Below are 14,308 nucleotides of genomic sequence, written 5' to 3' on the forward strand. Positions count from 1 at the left end.
CATGCGCATCCGACTCCTCCAGGGACTGTCCCTGCTCTCCACCGGCCTGCTCGCCGGCGCCTTCGGCTACGGCGCCGCCAATCTCGTCCCCACCTTCAACGCCGTGCCGATCGAGATGAGACTCGACTTCCATGCCGAGCTGATGAAGATGAACGGGATCACCATGCAGGGGGCGATGGCGGTCTCGGCCCTCAGCTCCCTCGCCCTGGCCGCCCTGACGCGCGGCCGGACCCGGCTCCTCGCAGGTGCGGCGGGGTTCCTGACGGTCGCGTCCTTCCTGATCACGCGGTTCGGGAACGTCCCGATCAACGGCCGCATCAAGCAATGGGCCGCCACCGTGCCACCGGCCGACCACGCGCGTGTCCTGCGCCGCTGGGAGCTGTTCAACGACGCCCGCACCGTCACCGCCGTGGTGGCGTTCGGCCTGCTCGTCCTCCTCGCCCTGCGCGTGCCCCCGGGGGCGGGCGAGCAGCGGGAAACGGCCTAGACCGCCGGCGCCGGCCGGTCCGTCAGTGTTCGCGCGGCCCGTACCAGCAGCGGCAGGGGCGGGGCCGGCGCGTTCTCGCGCCAGACGAGTTCCAGGACGGAGGCGGGCAGTTCGTCGCGGACGCGCAGGGCCGCCGTGCCGGGTGGCAGGTGGCGGGTCAGGGTCCGCGGGACGACGGTGAAGGCGTGGTCGTCCAGGACGAGGTGCCGGAAGCCCGGCACGGGTTCCTCCTCGACCGGGAAGCGTTCGCCGGCGCCGTGGAGCGCCCCGTGGAGCGCGGCGAGGAGCGCGTCGTGGAAGGCGGGCGCGATGTCGCGCCGGATGATCCGCAGCGTGTCGCCGCGCAGCTCGCGCAGCGACAGCTCCGCCCGGCCGGCCAGCCGGTGGCCCGCGGCGACGACCACGACGAGGTCCTCGCGGGCGAGTGCGAGGCGCGCGAGGCCGGGCAGGTGCGGGAGGCTGCGGGAGAGCGCGGCGTCGATCTCGTCGCGTTCCAGCGCGGCGGCGAGGTCGGCCGACCACATCTCGCGGGTCTCGACGCGGACTCCGGGGTGGCGGGCACCCATGGCGGAGAGCAGGGTGGGCACCGCCCAGTACGCGGCGCTGGTGACGTAGCCGAGCCGCAGCCTGCCCACCGCGCCGTGCGCGGCGCGCACGGTCCGTTCGACGAGGGTGTCGGCGTCGGCGAGGAGGCCGCGCGCGCCCTCCACGAAGACCTTGCCGGGCTCGGTGAGCCGGGTGGGCCGCCGCTCGAAGAGCCGTACGCCCAGCTCGCGTTCGAGCGCGGCGATCTGCCGGCTCAGCGGCGGCTGGGCCATGTGCAGCCGGTCGGCGGCCTTCTGGAACCCGCCCTCGTCGGCCACCGCCACCACGTAGCGCAGGAGCCGCAGATCGATCGCCATACCCGCAGGGTATCGGGACGGTGCTCAACCGGTCTTGGTCAACCCCTCCCCCGCGCGACCAGAATCGAAGGCGTTCCCACCCCTCCCCCTGGTTCCAAGGAGCGCATCCATGCACACGCGTGCCCTCGCCGCCCTTCGCGTCCCCGCCCTCGGCCTCGGCTGCATGGGGATGAGCGACTACTACGCGCCCGGCGACGAAGCCGGTTCGCTCGCCACGATCCGGCGGGCCCTCGACCTGGGGGCGGGCTTCCTGGACACCGCCGACGCCTACGGCCCGTTCACCAACGAGGAGCTGGTCGGCCGGGCGATCGCGGGCCGCCGGGACGAGGTGGTCCTCGCCACGAAGTTCGGCGTCGAGCGGCGCCCCGACGGCACCGCGGTCGGCGTCAACGGGCGCCCGGAGTATGTGCGTTCGGCGTGCGAGGCGTCCCTGCGGCGGCTCGGTGTGGACCACATCGACCTCTACTACCAGCACCGCGTCGACCCGGACGTACCCGTCGAGGAGACCTGGGGTGCGATGGCCGAGCTGGTCGCCGCCGGGAAGGTGCGCCACCTCGGCATCTCCGAGGCGGCCCCCGCGACGATCCGGCGGGCCCACGCCGTGCACCCGATCACGGCCGGCCAGTACGAGTACTCGCTGTTCACGCGGGACGTCGAGGACGCGCACCTGCCGGTCCTGCGCGAGCTGGGCATCGGCCTCGTGGCGTACAGCCCGGTCGGACGGGGCCTGCTGACCGGCGCCTTCAGCACCGAGGCGTACGGCGAGCGGGACTTCCGCCGCACGGCTCCCCGCTTCCAGGACGGGAACCTCGCCGCGAACCTCGCCCTCGTCGAGCGGGTACGGGCGCTGGCCGGGGCCAAGGGCGTCACCCCCGCGCAGCTCGCCCTCGCCTGGGTGCTGGCCCAGGGCCCGGACGTCACGGCCGTGCCGGGCACCAAGCGGGTCCGCTACCTGGAGGAGAACGCGGCGGCCGCGGACGTCACGCTGACCGCCGGGGACCTGGCGGCGCTCGACGAGGCGGTGCCGCGCGACGCGGTGGCCGGCGAGCGCTACGACGCGGTCAGGCTGACGCAGGTCGACCTCTAGGAGGTGTCCGGACATGCGACGCGCCCCACTGACGGTCGGGGTTGTCAGGGGGCGCGTCGGGCTGGGGGAGCGTCGGCGGTCAGGCGCGGGCGGCCGGCTCCGGCTCGCGCTCGGCGTCGGGCCGCTCGTCCGACTCCGGGCTCGCCGCACCGCGGCCCGGCAGCAGGAAGGCCACCAGGACCGTGCCGGCGCCGAGGACGATCGCGCCGACCAGGCTCGTGTGGGCGACCGCGTCCGAGAACGCCTTGTGCACGGCGTCGACGACGGTCTGCGCCTGCTGGGCGCCGAGCTGCTCGGCCTGCTGGAGGCCGACCTTGGGCGCGGCCTGGGCGGCGACGGTCTCGCCGACCTTCTGGGCCACGTACAGGCCCGCGCCGACCGAGTCCTGTGCCGCGTCCAGCGCCTTCGGCGGGATCTTCGGGCCGCCGGCGGCGGCCGCCTTGGCGGCGGCGTCACCGAGCTTGTCGGAGTAGGTGTTGGCCAGGACCGTGCCGAGGATGGCGATGCCCAGGGAGCCGCCCATCTCGATGGAGGTGCTGTTGACCGCGCCGCCGACGCCGAGCTGGTCCTCCGGGAAGGAGCCCATGATGGCGTTGGTGCAGGGCGACAGGGACAGACCGATGGCCAGGCCCAGGATGACCAGCGGCAGGACGAAGTCGCCGTAGCCGGAGTGCTCGTCGACCCGCGTGAGCAGGGCGATGGCGACCGTGCCGACCGTCATGCCGAACGCGACGGTGACCTTCATGCCGAGCTTCGGCGTGAGCACGGCCGTCAGCGCGCCGCCGACGAAGACCGCGCCGGCCAGCGGCAGCATGCGCACGCCCGTGTCGAGCGGCGAGTAGCCGAGCACGAACTGCAGGTGCTGGGTCAGGTAGTAGAAGGCGCCGAAGACGGCGAGGAAGAAGAGGGCGACGGCCATCGTCGAACCGGCGAAGGCGCGCTTGGTGAAGCGGCGGACGTCCAGCACCGGGCGCGGGTGGCGCAGCTCCCACAGGACGAAGAGGACCAGGCCCACGCCGGCGAGGACGGCGGCGACGATCGCCTTGGTGCCCCAGCCGAAGTGCGGGCCCTCGATGATCATGTAGATCAGCGAGCCGACCCAGACGACGGAGAGCGCCCCGCCCACGTAGTCGATCCTGTCGACGCCGGCCGCCTTGGACGGCGGTACGAGCAGCAGCGCGCCGACGGCGCCGAGGAGGGCGATCGGGACGTTGATCAGGAAGGTGGAGGCCCAGCCGTGGTCCTCCAGCAGCGCGCCGGCGACCAGCGGGCCGACGGCGATGGCGAGGCCGGCGGTGGCGGTCCAGATGGTGATCGCCTTGGCGCGCTCCTCGCGCGGGAAGGTCGCGGCGAGCAGCGAGAGCGTCGCCGGCATGATCATGGCGGCGCCGACGCCCATGACCGCGCGCGCGGTGATGACACCGGTCGCGCTGTCGACCAGCGAGCCGGCCACGGAGGCCCCGGCGAAGACCAGCAGACCGAGGACGAGCGCCCCGCGGCGGCTGTACTTGTCACCGACGGCGCCGAGGATCAGCATCAGCGCCGCGTACGGGACGGTGTAGCCGTCGATGACCCACTGCAGGTCGGAGCTGCCCAGGCCGAGGTCCTTGACCATGTCCGGCGCGGCCACCGTCAGGGACGTGTTGGCCATCACGATGATCAGCAGGCTGAGGCACAGCACTCCCAGTGCCGCCCAGCGCCGTTTGTACGGACCGTCCATCTTGTCGACGGGTGTCGACACCCCGAGGCCCATCGGCCCTCCCCTTCTTCCATCTCTCGCCACTTGCACACGACTGTGCAATTACACACTGGTGTGCAAATTACGGGACTGCACGGCAGTGTGCAAAATGAGGGGGCGTGCGGACGGCCACCAGGGCCCCGGCCCGAGCGGGAAGAGACACCGATGACCGGCAGAGCGGACGCCAATCGCCGCCGCATCATGGACATCGCGCTGGCGGAGCTGCTGCGCGACGCGGACGCGAGCATGGACCAGATCGCACGGGCGGCGGGCGTCGTCCGGCGCACGGTGTACGCGCACTTCCCCAGCCGCGACGCGCTGATCTCGGCCCTCGTCGACGACGCGGCGGAGACCGTCGGCGCCGCCCAGGCCGCCGCCGTCGAGGGCGTGACCGACCCGGCCGAGGCCCTCGCCCGCTCGATGCTCGCGGTGTGGGAGATCGCCGACGGCTACCGCCTGCTGATCTCGCTGGCCCAGCGCAGCGTGACGGTCGAGGGGATCCACCGCCGCCTGGAGCCGGTGCGCCGCGAGTGCGCGGCGATCCTCCAGCGCGGTCTGGACGAGGGCCGCTTCAGCTCGCCCCTGCCGGCGGTGGCGCTGGCGTACGTCCGCGAACAGCTCCTCTTCGGCCTGATGCAGGCCGTCAACGACGGCGTCCTGGCCCCGCGGGAGGCGGGCCGCAGCGCCGCCGTCACGGCCCTGATGGCGGTGGGGGTACCGGCCGACCACGCGGCGGAGCTCGCCGTACGGATCTCTTGATCGCCACCGGTTGCCGGGGTGGCCGAAACTCGCCTATCGTCCCTCCGACTTCATTATTGATCTTGGGGGGAATGTCATGTCCGCAGAACCGTCCTCGGCACCAGCCGCGCCGTCCGGGCGCGCCGGCAGGACGAGGGTCCTGAGCTGGATCGTCTCCATCGTCCTGAACGTCGTCATGCCGGTGGTGACCTACAACCAGCTGACCGGGGCGGGCTGGGGCGACTTCACCGCCCTCGTGGTCTCCGGCCTCTGGCCGGTCGTCGACATGGCCGTCTACCTCATATGGCACCGGCGCATCGACGAGTTCGCCGTCGTGACCCTGATCTTCATGGTCCTGACGCTCGTCGTCACCGCCGTCGGCCCGCACTCCACGCGGCTGCTGCTGGTGAAGGACTCCTTCATCACCGGCCTGTTCGGGGTGGTGTGCCTCGCGTCGCTCGCCGCTCCCCGGCCGCTGATGTTCTACACGGGCCGCAAGTTCGGCACGGACGGCACGAAGGAGGGCGTCGAGCGCTGGAACGGCCTGTGGGCGCTGCCCGGCTTCCGCCGCACGATCCGCATCATCACGACGGTCTGGGGCGTGTCCTACCTCGCCGAGGCGGTCGTGCGGGTCGGGCTCTCGTACGCGCTGAGCACGGACGCCATGGTCACCGTGAACTCGGTGCTGGCCTACGGCGTGCCGGCCGCCGTGATCTTCTGGACCATCCGCTACTCCAAGCAGGCCCGCGCCAAGGGCGAGGCGGCGTCCGCGGCCGCGGCCGCGGCGGCCACCGCCGCGTAGTCTCCGCACCAACACCGCGCCGGATCCCGGAGGACGAGACCCATGGCAGTGCACTGGAAACTGGTCGTCGACTGCGCCGACCCGCTGCGGCTCGCGGCCTTCTGGGCCGCGGCCCTGGAGTACGAGAACGAGGACCACAGCGCGCTCATCGAGCGCCTCCTGGCCGCGGGCCTCGTCACGGAGGACGCCGTCACCGAGGCCGACGGCCGCAAGGTGTGGCGGCACGCGGCGGCCGTACGGCACCCGGAGGACCCGGTCGACGCCGCGACGGGAGTCGGTCACGGCCGGCGCGTCCTCTTCCAGGCGGTCCCGGAACCCAAGCAGGGCAAGAACCGGCTGCACATGGACCTGCACTTCGGGCCGGAGCGCCGGGACGCGGAGGTCGAGCGACTGCGGCAGCTGGGCGCCACGGTCCTGGGAACGGTGGAGGAGCCCGGCAGCAACCATGTCGTCATGGCCGATCCCGAGGGCAACGAGTTCTGCGTGCAGTGACGAGGTGTCCGCCGTGGATCACGGGTTCACTTCCTCGCGGTCCTCGTCGTCCGCTGCCGGCCCCGACACCTCGGTGTCGGGGCCGGTGGCGTTGTCCTGGCAATCCTCGGGGTGCCGCCGCTGCGGCTCGGTCCGGTAGGTCAGCGGGACGGCGGGCGACAGCGCGAACATCACCGGTCCCACCCCCGGAGCCCGGACCGGCCGTGCTCCCGGTTCAGGAGAATCACGCGCGCCCTCAGGCGCTCGTGGTCATTGGCGGGGCGGTACGTGCCGGTGTTCCAGGCGGCCCCGCCGTCCAGCGGGGCGATGATCACCTCCGCGCCGTCCCAGCCGACGGCCTTGCCGATGCGGTCGCGCGACGTGTCGGTGACCAGGTCACCGGGACGCGGCGACCACGCGGCCGTTCCGGCCGGGTCGACGACGAACGCGGGGCGATCGCCCCGTGTCCCCTGCTGCTCTGCCATGGCTGCCTGCCTCTTCCGGGTGGTCGTGTGTGCGCACCCAACCTCCCGTCCTCAGGGGCTGCTGCGTAGGGGCACGCCTAGGGGCAACTTCCCTTCGAACATCGGTGCTTGCCCCTCCTCGGGGCGGTTCCGGCGGCAAGATGGCTCCATGGCCATTGGCGCATTGATCAGGGACCTGCGGCAGGCGCGAGGCTGGTCCCAGGGACGGCTGGCGGACGAGATCAACGACGCCTTCATGACCGGGCTCGACCGGGAGTACATCAGCCGTTGGGAACGTTCCAAGGTGGTACCGGGAGCGTTCTACCTCCGATGCCTGTCGGCCGTCCTGGACGTGCCCCTAGCGGTCCTGGAGGGTGAAGTGAAACGTCGCAGGTTCCTCTCCGATGTGGCGGCCACCGCCATAGCGCCGGTGGTGGCCTCGGACCTGCTCAGCGTGGGATTCGCCGCCCGGCTTCGCGGCGGACCGTCCGTGGACGACTGGGAGGCCAAGCTGGCCACCTACGGGACCGAGTACATGAGTCTCGGCGCCGCGGACATCCAGCGCCGAGTGTCCGGCGAACTCGTCGTGATCCAGCAGCAGCTGGAGGACCCGCGCCTGTGGTCGGTCGCCTCCCGGCTCATGACCCTCTACGCGAAGACCTTTCCCGGCTCCGACGGTTCCAGGGCGGTGCAGTGGTACCGCATGGCGGCCAAGGCGGCCGACCGGTCCGGCGACAACGACACGCGGGTATGGGTCCGGGGCCGGGCGGCCATCGCGCTCGGTTACGAGGGCGCCGCGCTCGGCGTCGCCGACGTGCTGGCCGATCAGGCGATGGCGCTGAGCGAGAAGCCGTCACTCGGGCTCCTCAACGCCATCTACGGCAAGGCGCACGCGGCTGCCGTCCGGGGCGACGTCGCCACCGCACGCCGGCTCATGGAGCAGGGGCGTCGCGTGTTCGACGCGGCCGGGTCCTACGAGCAGACCAGCGACTACGCGGTTCCGTGGTGGCGGCTCAACGTCTTCGTCTCGCTGCTGGCCGCCCGCCTCGGAGACGAATCGACGGCGGTGGCCGCGCAGGACGCGGCGCGGCGTGAGCTGCCCGCCTCGCTCCCCCGGTTCGCCACGCACCTGGAAATGCACCGGGGGCTGATGCTGGCCCGGTCCGGCGACGTATCCGGCGGAGTGGCGTACGCGCGTGCCGCGCTCGACGCGCTGCCTGCCGAGAAGCACTCGCTCACGCTGCGGCTCCTCATGTCCGAGGTGGAAGGAGCCTGACCTCCGCCTCCCGCAGGGGGCGCCCCGAACGGTCACACCTCCGCCCGCAGCAACCGCAGGTACACCGCCGAGAACAGCGCCCCCACCAGCAACAGCAGCAGCGCCACCGCCGTGCCGTAGCCGATCAGGGACTTCTGGAACGCCTGGTCGTACATGAACACCGGCAGCGTCTCGCTGCGGTTGCCCGGGCCGCCGCGCGTCATGGCCCAGATCAGGCCGAAGACCGAGAGGGTCTGGAGCGTGTTGAGCATCAGGTTCGTGCCGATGGAGCGGCGCAGCATCGGCAGGGTGATGTACCACAGGCGCCGCCAGCCGCTCGCGCCGTCGACCTCGGCCGCCTCCCCCACGTCCTGGGGGATCTCCGCGAGGGCGGCCGAGTAGACGAGCATGGAGAAGGCCGTGCCGCGCCAGACGTTGGCGAAGGAGACGGCGAGGATGGGCAGTGTGAACAGCCAGTTCTGGGTGGGCAGATGCAGCTGCTCAAGGATCGCGTCGAGCGTGCCGCGCCGGTTGAAGAAGGTGTAGAGGAGGAAGCCGGCCACGATCTCCGGCAGCACCCACGCGGCGATGACGACCGAGCCCGCCAGCGTGCGCACGGGCCGGGAGGCGCGCCGCATCAGGGCGGCCAGGGCGAAGCCGAGGGTGTTCTGGCCGAGGAGCGAGGAGACGACGGTGAAGACGAGCGTCAGCAGCACCGCGTTGCGGAAGCCGTCGTCGGCGAAGGCGCGGCGGAAATTGGCGAGGCCCGTGAAGGAGGCCGTCGCCTGGCCGGTGAGCTGGGTGTCGGTGAAGGCCAGGTAGACGCAGTAGGCGATCGGGCCGGCGAGGAAGAGCAGCATGAGCGCCGTCGCCGGGGCGATCGGCAGCCATCGGATGGCGGCACGGCGAGCGGCGCGGCGAGCGGCACCGTGGCCCGTCGCGGGCGGTGTCACCGGTCCCTCACGGTCACGCCGGACGCGCCGCCCACGATCGACGTCAGCTGCTCGTCGTAGCGCCTGGCGGCCTCGGCCGCCGTGGCGTCCCCGGTCGTGACCGCCTCCATCGCCTCCCTGATGGCACCGGAGACCTGCGGGTAGACGGGCAGGGCGGGGCGGTAGCGGGTGTCGGCGACCAGGCCGGTGAAGAAGCCGACGCCGGGCATGGAGGAGCGGTAGCGGGGGTCGGCGGCCACGTCGTCGCGGACGGCGATCTCCGCGTCACGGACGTTCCACTCCACGGCGTTGGCCCGGGTCTGCAAGGTCTCCACCAGCTCCCAGGCGAGGTCCGCCCTGGCGGACTTGGCGGTGATCGACCAGGTCCAGCCGCCGGAGAGGCTGACCCGGCCCGGGGCCGCGCCGGTGCGCGTCGGGAAGGCGGTCCGGCCCATCACCTCCGACCAGCGCGGCCACGGCTTGCCGCCCGTGGGCAGCCAGTTCTGGCCGAGCCAGGAGCCGTCGAGGGCGATGGCGAGCCGGCCGCCGGGCAGCCACTCGGTGGCCACGCGGGTGCCGATGTTGGGGTCGAGGGCGTCGGACGGGTCGGGGCCGAGCTTCTCGCCGTAGACCGTGCGGACAAAGTCGAGGGAGTCGCGGAACCCCTGGCCGCCGGCCACCCATTTCTTCGCGGCCGGGTCGTAGAGGGGGTCGGGCCCGGTGCCGTACAGCAGCATCTCGAAGCCCTGCATGGTGGCGGCCTCGCCGGGGCCCTTGCCGGTGTAGACGTTGAGCGGGATGACGCCGGGGACCTTGCGCTTGACGGTGCGGGCGGCGTCCAGGACGTCCTGCCAGGTGCGGGGGTGCCAGTCGGCCGGGAGGCCGGCCTTGGCGAAGATCTCCTTGTTGAACCACAGGCCGCGCGTGTCCGTGCCGTCGGGGACACCGTAGGTCCTGCCGTCCTCGCCCCGCGCGGCCGCTTTCGCCGCGGGCAGGAAGCGGGACCAGTCCTTCCAGCCGGCCAGCTTGTCGTCGAGCGGTCTGAGGTAGCCGCTGGTGATGTCCGACTTGATCATGAAGGTGTCCTCGCGGACCAGGTCGGGCGCGGTCTTCGGGGACCGCATCATCTGCTGGAGCTTGGTGTAGTAGTCCGCCTGGGCGGCCTGGATCGGGACGAGTTTCAGCTTCTTCCCCGGGTGGGCGCGCTCGAACTCCTTCTGCACGCCGGCCAGGTAGTCGTCCATGATCCGGACCTTGTTGTCCGTGCTGCGCTGGTAGGCGAGCCTGACGGTGTCGGGATCGCCGCCGGAGTCGCCGCAGGCGGTCAGCGTCACGGCGGCGGAGACGGAGAGGGCGATGAGCAAGGGAGCGGTGGGGCGCACGGCACGACCTCCTGCACCTTGTGAAGTCGAGTCCTACGTTCCCCTGTTGGCCGGAGCCCACGCGTCCGGGCCCCGGCGGCGGGCTCAGCCGAGCCAGCGGTAGCGCAGTTCCGGGCGGCCGATCTGCCCGTACTGCGGGGCGCGGGCGGCGCGGCCGGTGCCGACGAGGTGCTCCAGGTAGCGGCGTGCGGTGATCCGGGAGATCCCGAGCGCGGTGGCGGCCGCGCCGGACGACACGCCGTCGGGCCCGGCGGCCCGCAGCGCGCCGGTGATCGCCTGGAGGGTGTCGGGGGCCAGCCCCTTGGGCAGCGCGACGGGTTGCGGCGCCCGTAGCGCGGCGAGCGCCCGGTCGACCTCCTCCTGCCCGCTCGCCTCCCCCGCGGCGGCCCGGAACTCCGCGTACCGCAGGAGCCGGTCGCGCAGGGTGGTGAAGGTGAACGGCTTGAGCACGTACTGCACGACCCCGAGCGAGACGCCCTCCCGGACGATCGCCAGATCACGCGCGGACGTGACGGCGATGACGTCCGCGGCATGACCGGCGGAGCGCAGGGAGCGGACGAGCGGCAGCCCGTGCCCGTCGGGCAGGAACAGGTCGAGGAGGAGCAGGTCGACGGGCGTCCGCTGGAGCTGCTGCACGGCGTCGGCGCGGGAGTGCGCGATCCCGGCGAGGACGAACCCGGGCACGCGCCGTACGTACAGCGCGTGGGCGTCGGCGGCGACGGGGTCGTCCTCGACGACGAGCACGCGGATCGCCTGCGGCGCGCTCATGCGGTCACCTCGGCGGGGGTGCGGGCGGCGTGCAGGGGCAGCCGCACGGTGAACTCGGCGCCGCTTCCGGGGTTGTTGCCGACGGTGACGGTTCCGCCGTTGCGGCGTGCGGCCTGCTGGACGAGTGCGAGGCCGAGCCCCCGGCCGTAGCCGACGCCGGCGCCTTCGGTGGCCGCGCCGGAGGGGGAGGCCACGGCCGGCGCCGTGGACTTCGTCGACCAGCCGCGCCGGAAGATCTCGTCGGCCGCCTCCGGGGCGACCCCCGGGCCCGTGTCCGTGACGCGCAGGAGGAGTTCGCCGCTGTCGTCGTCGGCGCGGACGGTCACGGTGACGCCGGCCCCGGGCACACCGCCCGCCGCCGCGTCGATCGCGTTGTCGATCAGATTGCCCAGCATCGTCACCAGGTCCCCGGGCGGCAGGTCCGCCGGGAGGAGGCCGTCGTCGACCCGGGTGTCGGGGGTGATGGTCAGCTCCACGCCGTGCTCGTCCGCCTGGGCGGCCTTGCCCAGCAGGAGGGCGGCGAGGACGGGCTCGGAGACGGCCCCGACGACCCGGTCGGTGAGGGCCTGGGCGAGTTCGAGTTCGGCGGTGGCGAAGTCGACGGCCTCGTCGGCGCGGCCGAGTTCGATCAGGGAGACGACCGTGTGCAGCCGGTTGGCCGCCTCGTGCGCCTGCGAGCGCAGCGCCTCCGCGAAGCCGCGCACCGAGTCCAACTCGCCGGAGAGCGCCTGGAGTTCGGTGTGGTCCCGGAGCGTGACGACCGTGCCGCGGCGCTCGCCGCTGGAGACCGGGGAGGTGTTGAGGACGACGACGCGGTCGGCGGTCAGATGCACCTCGTCGACGCGGGGGCCGGGGGCCAGCAGGGCCGCCGTGAGGGCGGGCGGCAGGCCGAGCCCGACGACCGGCCGGCCGATGACCTCGTCGTCACCCAGGCCGAGGAGGGCGCGGGCGCCGTCGTTGACGAGGGCGACGCGGCGCTGCCCGTCGAGCATCAGCAGCCCCTCGCGCACCGCGTGCAGCGTGGCCTCGTGGTAGTCGTGCATGCGGCCGAGCTCCTCGGCGTTCATGCCGTGCGTCTGGCGCCGCAGCCGGGCGTTGAGCAGGTACGTACCGGCGCCGCCGAGCGCGAGGGCGGCCAGCGCGGTGACGAGGAGCGCGCCGACCTGGTGGCTGATCTCGGCACTGATCGCGTCCACGGTGATGCCGGCGCTGACCAGGGCGACCACCGGTCCCGTTCCGCCGGCGCCCCCGTCGCCGCGCACGGGTGCCACGGCCCGTACCGACGGGCCGAGCGTCCCGGTGTACGTCTCGGAGAACGTGCGCCCCCGCAGGGCGGGCCCGGTGTGCCCGAGGAAGGGCTCGCCGATGCGGGCCGGGTCGGGGTGGGTCCAGCGGATGCCCTCCGGGCTCATGATCGTCACGAAGTCGACCCCGGTGTCGCGGCGGATCCGCTCGGCGTAGGGCTGGAGCTCGGCGGCCGGGTCGGCCGCGCCGACGGCGTCCCGGACGGCCGGGGACGCGGCCACGGCGGTGGCGGCGGCGGTGACCTGGCGGCGGGCGGCCTCCTCCGCCTGGGCCCGGTCGGAGAGGTAGGTGAAGACGGCACAACCGGCCACCACGACCGCCACCAGCACGGTCTGCACGGCGAAGAGCCGGCCGGCGAGGCTGCGGGGCAGGCGGGGGCGAGGTCTGGGCGGTCTCGGCATGGCGGACAGTGTGCCTCGCGGGAGGTTCGTGAACGTAATGCACGCAAGGGTGACCGCCGTCACAAGGCCGTGCATAGTCTCCGGGACCCCACTCGTCAAAGGAGCGGGGCGCGAACCAGCGAGACCAAGCCGCGACGAGGAGGCGACCGTGACAGCGGTGCGCGCGAGCGACACCGGCCGCAGGCCGGACCGGACCCACTATCTGTACATCGCGGTGATCGCCGCCGTGCTCGCCGGCATCGCGGTGGGCTTCGCGGCGCCCGGGGTGGCGGTCGAGCTCAAGCCGCTGGGCACGGGCTTCGTCAATCTGATCAAGATGATGATCTCGCCGGTCATCTTCTGCACGATCGTGCTCGGGATCGGCTCCGTGCGGAAGGCCGCGAAGGTGGGCGCGGTCGGCGGGCTGGCGCTGGGCTACTTCCTCGTCATGTCGACGGTCGCGCTCGCCATCGGGCTCGTGGTCGGCAATCTGCTGGAGCCGGGCAGCGGACTGCATCTGACCGACGCGCTGCGGCACGCGGGCGAGGCCCAGGCCAAGGGCGCGCACGAGTCGACGGAGCAGTTCCTGCTCGGGATCATCCCGGCGACCCTGGTGTCCGCCTTCACCGGCGGCCAGGTCCTCCAGACGCTGCTGGTCGCCCTGCTGACGGGCTTCGCGCTCCAGGCGATGGGCCCGGCGGGCGCACCCGTGCTGCGCGGCATCGGACACCTCCAGAAGCTCGTCTTCCGGATCCTCGCCATGATCATGTGGGTGGCGCCGGTCGGCGCCTTCGGCGCGATGGCGGCGCTGGTCGGGGCCACGGGCGTGGCCGCGCTGAAGTCGCTGGCCGTCATCATGGCCGGCTTCTACGCCACCTGCCTGCTGTTCGTGGTGGTCGTGCTGGGACTCCTGCTGCGGCTGGTGGCCAGGGTGAACGTCTTCGCGCTGCTGAAGTATCTGGGGCGGGAGTTCCTGCTGATCCTCTCGACATCGTCGTCGGAGTCGGCGCTGCCCCGGCTCATCGCGAAGATGGAGCACCTGGGCGTGAGCAAGCCGGTCGTCGGCATCACGGTGCCGACGGGCTACTCCTTCAACCTGGACGGCACGGCCATCTACCTGACGATGGCGTCGCTGTTCGTCGCGGAGGCGATGGACAAGCCGCTCTCCGTAGGCCAGCAGGTCTCCCTGCTGCTCTTCATGATCGTCGCCTCCAAGGGCGCGGCGGGCGTCACGGGCGCGGGCCTGGCCACCCTCGCGGGCGGCCTCCAGTCGCACCGGCCCGAACTGGTCGACGGCGTGGGCCTGATCGTCGGCATCGACCGCTTCATGAGCGAGGCCCGCGCCCTGACCAACTTCGCGGGCAACGCGGTGGCGACGGTGCTGATCGGCACCTGGACGAAGGAGATCGATCGCGAGCGGCTGGGCGAGGTGCTGGCGGGACGCCTGCCGTTCGACGAGACGACGCTGACGGCCGACGATCACGCGCCGCTGCCGCCTCCGCCTCCGGCCGAGGGCGAGAAGGAGCCGGTCGCGGCCTGAGCCCCCGCCCCCGAACCGCCCCCACGGCGGCCACTCCCCACAGTGGCAGCACCCGGT

At 72.8% G+C, this 14,308-nt stretch carries 15 protein-coding genes; 7 read left to right on the forward strand and 8 right to left on the reverse strand.

Going from position 1 to position 14,308, the window contains the following annotated elements; all coding sequences use genetic code 11:
• Position 1 precedes the first annotated feature (1 nt).
• Complete coding sequence (locus AB0K09_RS07165; protein ID WP_366064282.1) at positions 2–487, forward strand: DUF1772 domain-containing protein; 486 nt, start codon at positions 2–4, stop codon at positions 485–487.
• Here AB0K09_RS07165 and AB0K09_RS07170 read toward each other — a convergent pair.
• Positions 484–1,389: a LysR substrate-binding domain-containing protein gene (locus AB0K09_RS07170; protein WP_366064283.1), complete on the reverse strand. Its 906-nt coding sequence runs from the start codon at positions 1,387–1,389 to the stop codon at positions 484–486. The two genes, AB0K09_RS07165 and AB0K09_RS07170, sit on opposite strands and share 4 nt — an antisense overlap.
• A gap of 109 nt (positions 1,390–1,498) precedes the next feature.
• Between AB0K09_RS07170 and AB0K09_RS07175 the strand changes: the two genes are divergently transcribed.
• Complete coding sequence (locus AB0K09_RS07175; RefSeq protein WP_366064284.1) at positions 1,499–2,476, forward strand: aldo/keto reductase; 978 nt, start codon at positions 1,499–1,501, stop codon at positions 2,474–2,476.
• A gap of 79 nt (positions 2,477–2,555) precedes the next feature.
• Here AB0K09_RS07175 and AB0K09_RS07180 read toward each other — a convergent pair whose 3' ends face one another.
• Entirely contained in the window at positions 2,556–4,229 is a 1,674-nt protein-coding gene (locus tag AB0K09_RS07180) for an MFS transporter (protein WP_366064285.1), read from the reverse strand.
• A gap of 150 nt (positions 4,230–4,379) precedes the next feature.
• Between AB0K09_RS07180 and AB0K09_RS07185 the strand changes: the two genes are divergently transcribed.
• The 3 genes from AB0K09_RS07185 to AB0K09_RS07195 all read left to right on the forward strand — a co-directional run bounded on the left by AB0K09_RS07185 (position 4,380) and on the right by AB0K09_RS07195 (position 6,246).
• Complete coding sequence (locus AB0K09_RS07185; protein ID WP_366064286.1) at positions 4,380–4,973, forward strand: TetR/AcrR family transcriptional regulator; 594 nt, start codon at positions 4,380–4,382, stop codon at positions 4,971–4,973.
• 76 nt (positions 4,974–5,049) lie between these two features.
• On the forward strand, positions 5,050–5,754 hold the full coding sequence (locus AB0K09_RS07190; protein ID WP_366064287.1) for a VC0807 family protein: 705 nt from the start codon (positions 5,050–5,052) through the stop codon (positions 5,752–5,754).
• A 42-nt stretch (positions 5,755–5,796) separates the two neighbouring features.
• Positions 5,797–6,246 (forward strand): VOC family protein, encoded by a 450-nt coding sequence (locus tag AB0K09_RS07195; RefSeq protein WP_366064288.1) that lies wholly within the window; start codon positions 5,797–5,799, stop codon positions 6,244–6,246.
• An 18-nt stretch (positions 6,247–6,264) separates the two neighbouring features.
• Here AB0K09_RS07195 and AB0K09_RS07200 read toward each other — a convergent pair whose 3' ends face one another.
• Both AB0K09_RS07200 and AB0K09_RS07205 read right to left on the reverse strand, forming a co-directional pair.
• Positions 6,265–6,417: a hypothetical protein gene (locus AB0K09_RS07200; RefSeq protein WP_366064289.1), complete on the reverse strand. Its 153-nt coding sequence runs from the start codon at positions 6,415–6,417 to the stop codon at positions 6,265–6,267.
• Positions 6,417–6,710: a hypothetical protein gene (locus tag AB0K09_RS07205; protein ID WP_366064290.1), complete on the reverse strand. Its 294-nt coding sequence runs from the start codon at positions 6,708–6,710 to the stop codon at positions 6,417–6,419. Before AB0K09_RS07205 ends, AB0K09_RS07200 begins: the two co-directional genes overlap by 1 nt.
• Positions 6,711–6,858: 148 nt before the next feature.
• Here AB0K09_RS07205 and AB0K09_RS07210 point away from each other — a divergent pair, with 148 nt between their 5' ends.
• A complete protein-coding gene (locus AB0K09_RS07210; RefSeq protein ID WP_366064291.1) occupies positions 6,859–7,965 on the forward strand; it encodes a helix-turn-helix transcriptional regulator in 1,107 nt (368 codons plus the stop codon).
• 32 nt (positions 7,966–7,997) lie between these two features.
• Here AB0K09_RS07210 and AB0K09_RS07215 read toward each other — a convergent pair whose 3' ends face one another.
• The 4 genes from AB0K09_RS07215 to AB0K09_RS07230 form a co-directional block, all read right to left on the reverse strand.
• A complete protein-coding gene (locus tag AB0K09_RS07215) occupies positions 7,998–8,804 on the reverse strand; it encodes a sugar ABC transporter permease (protein ID WP_366064297.1) in 807 nt (268 codons plus the stop codon).
• Between the two features lie 89 nt (positions 8,805–8,893).
• Positions 8,894–10,258, reverse strand: coding sequence for an extracellular solute-binding protein (locus AB0K09_RS07220; RefSeq protein WP_366064292.1), 1,365 nt, complete (start codon positions 10,256–10,258; stop codon positions 8,894–8,896).
• A gap of 84 nt (positions 10,259–10,342) precedes the next feature.
• Positions 10,343–11,026 carry a response regulator gene (locus tag AB0K09_RS07225; RefSeq protein WP_366064293.1) on the reverse strand — a complete coding sequence of 228 codons (684 nt, stop codon included), beginning with the start codon at positions 11,024–11,026 and terminating at the stop codon, positions 10,343–10,345.
• On the reverse strand, positions 11,023–12,732 hold the full coding sequence (locus AB0K09_RS07230) for a sensor histidine kinase (protein ID WP_366064294.1): 1,710 nt from the start codon (positions 12,730–12,732) through the stop codon (positions 11,023–11,025). Before AB0K09_RS07230 ends, AB0K09_RS07225 begins: the two co-directional genes overlap by 4 nt.
• A gap of 148 nt (positions 12,733–12,880) precedes the next feature.
• On the opposite strand from AB0K09_RS07230, the gene AB0K09_RS07235 reads away from it, so the two are divergent.
• Positions 12,881–14,251 (forward strand): cation:dicarboxylase symporter family transporter, encoded by a 1,371-nt coding sequence (locus tag AB0K09_RS07235; protein WP_366064295.1) that lies wholly within the window; start codon positions 12,881–12,883, stop codon positions 14,249–14,251.
• Positions 14,252–14,308 lie beyond the last annotated feature (57 nt).

Origin of the sequence: Streptomyces sp. NPDC049577, from assembly GCF_040675635.1 — a bacterium.
Classification (GTDB): domain Bacteria; phylum Actinomycetota; class Actinomycetes; order Streptomycetales; family Streptomycetaceae; genus Streptomyces.

Bases quoted from the DNA above. Each gene is read 5' to 3' on its own strand.
- AB0K09_RS07165 (WP_366064282.1), top strand. From the start codon at position 2: ATGCGCATCCGACTCCTCCAGGGACTGTCCCTGCTCTCCACCGGCCTG.
- AB0K09_RS07170 (WP_366064283.1), bottom strand. From the start codon at position 1,389: ATGGCGATCGATCTGCGGCTCCTGCGCTACGTGGTGGCGGTGGCCGAC.
- AB0K09_RS07175 (WP_366064284.1), top strand. From the start codon at position 1,499: ATGCACACGCGTGCCCTCGCCGCCCTTCGCGTCCCCGCCCTCGGCCTC.
- AB0K09_RS07180 (WP_366064285.1), bottom strand. From the start codon at position 4,229: ATGGGCCTCGGGGTGTCGACACCCGTCGACAAGATGGACGGTCCGTAC.
- AB0K09_RS07185 (WP_366064286.1), top strand. From the start codon at position 4,380: ATGACCGGCAGAGCGGACGCCAATCGCCGCCGCATCATGGACATCGCG.
- AB0K09_RS07190 (WP_366064287.1), top strand. From the start codon at position 5,050: ATGTCCGCAGAACCGTCCTCGGCACCAGCCGCGCCGTCCGGGCGCGCC.
- AB0K09_RS07195 (WP_366064288.1), top strand. From the start codon at position 5,797: ATGGCAGTGCACTGGAAACTGGTCGTCGACTGCGCCGACCCGCTGCGG.
- AB0K09_RS07200 (WP_366064289.1), bottom strand. From the start codon at position 6,417: ATGTTCGCGCTGTCGCCCGCCGTCCCGCTGACCTACCGGACCGAGCCG.
- AB0K09_RS07205 (WP_366064290.1), bottom strand. From the start codon at position 6,710: ATGGCAGAGCAGCAGGGGACACGGGGCGATCGCCCCGCGTTCGTCGTC.
- AB0K09_RS07210 (WP_366064291.1), top strand. From the start codon at position 6,859: ATGGCCATTGGCGCATTGATCAGGGACCTGCGGCAGGCGCGAGGCTGG.
- AB0K09_RS07215 (WP_366064297.1), bottom strand. From the start codon at position 8,804: ATGCTGCTCTTCCTCGCCGGCCCGATCGCCTACTGCGTCTACCTGGCC.
- AB0K09_RS07225 (WP_366064293.1), bottom strand. From the start codon at position 11,026: ATGAGCGCGCCGCAGGCGATCCGCGTGCTCGTCGTCGAGGACGACCCC.
- AB0K09_RS07230 (WP_366064294.1), bottom strand. From the start codon at position 12,732: ATGCCGAGACCGCCCAGACCTCGCCCCCGCCTGCCCCGCAGCCTCGCC.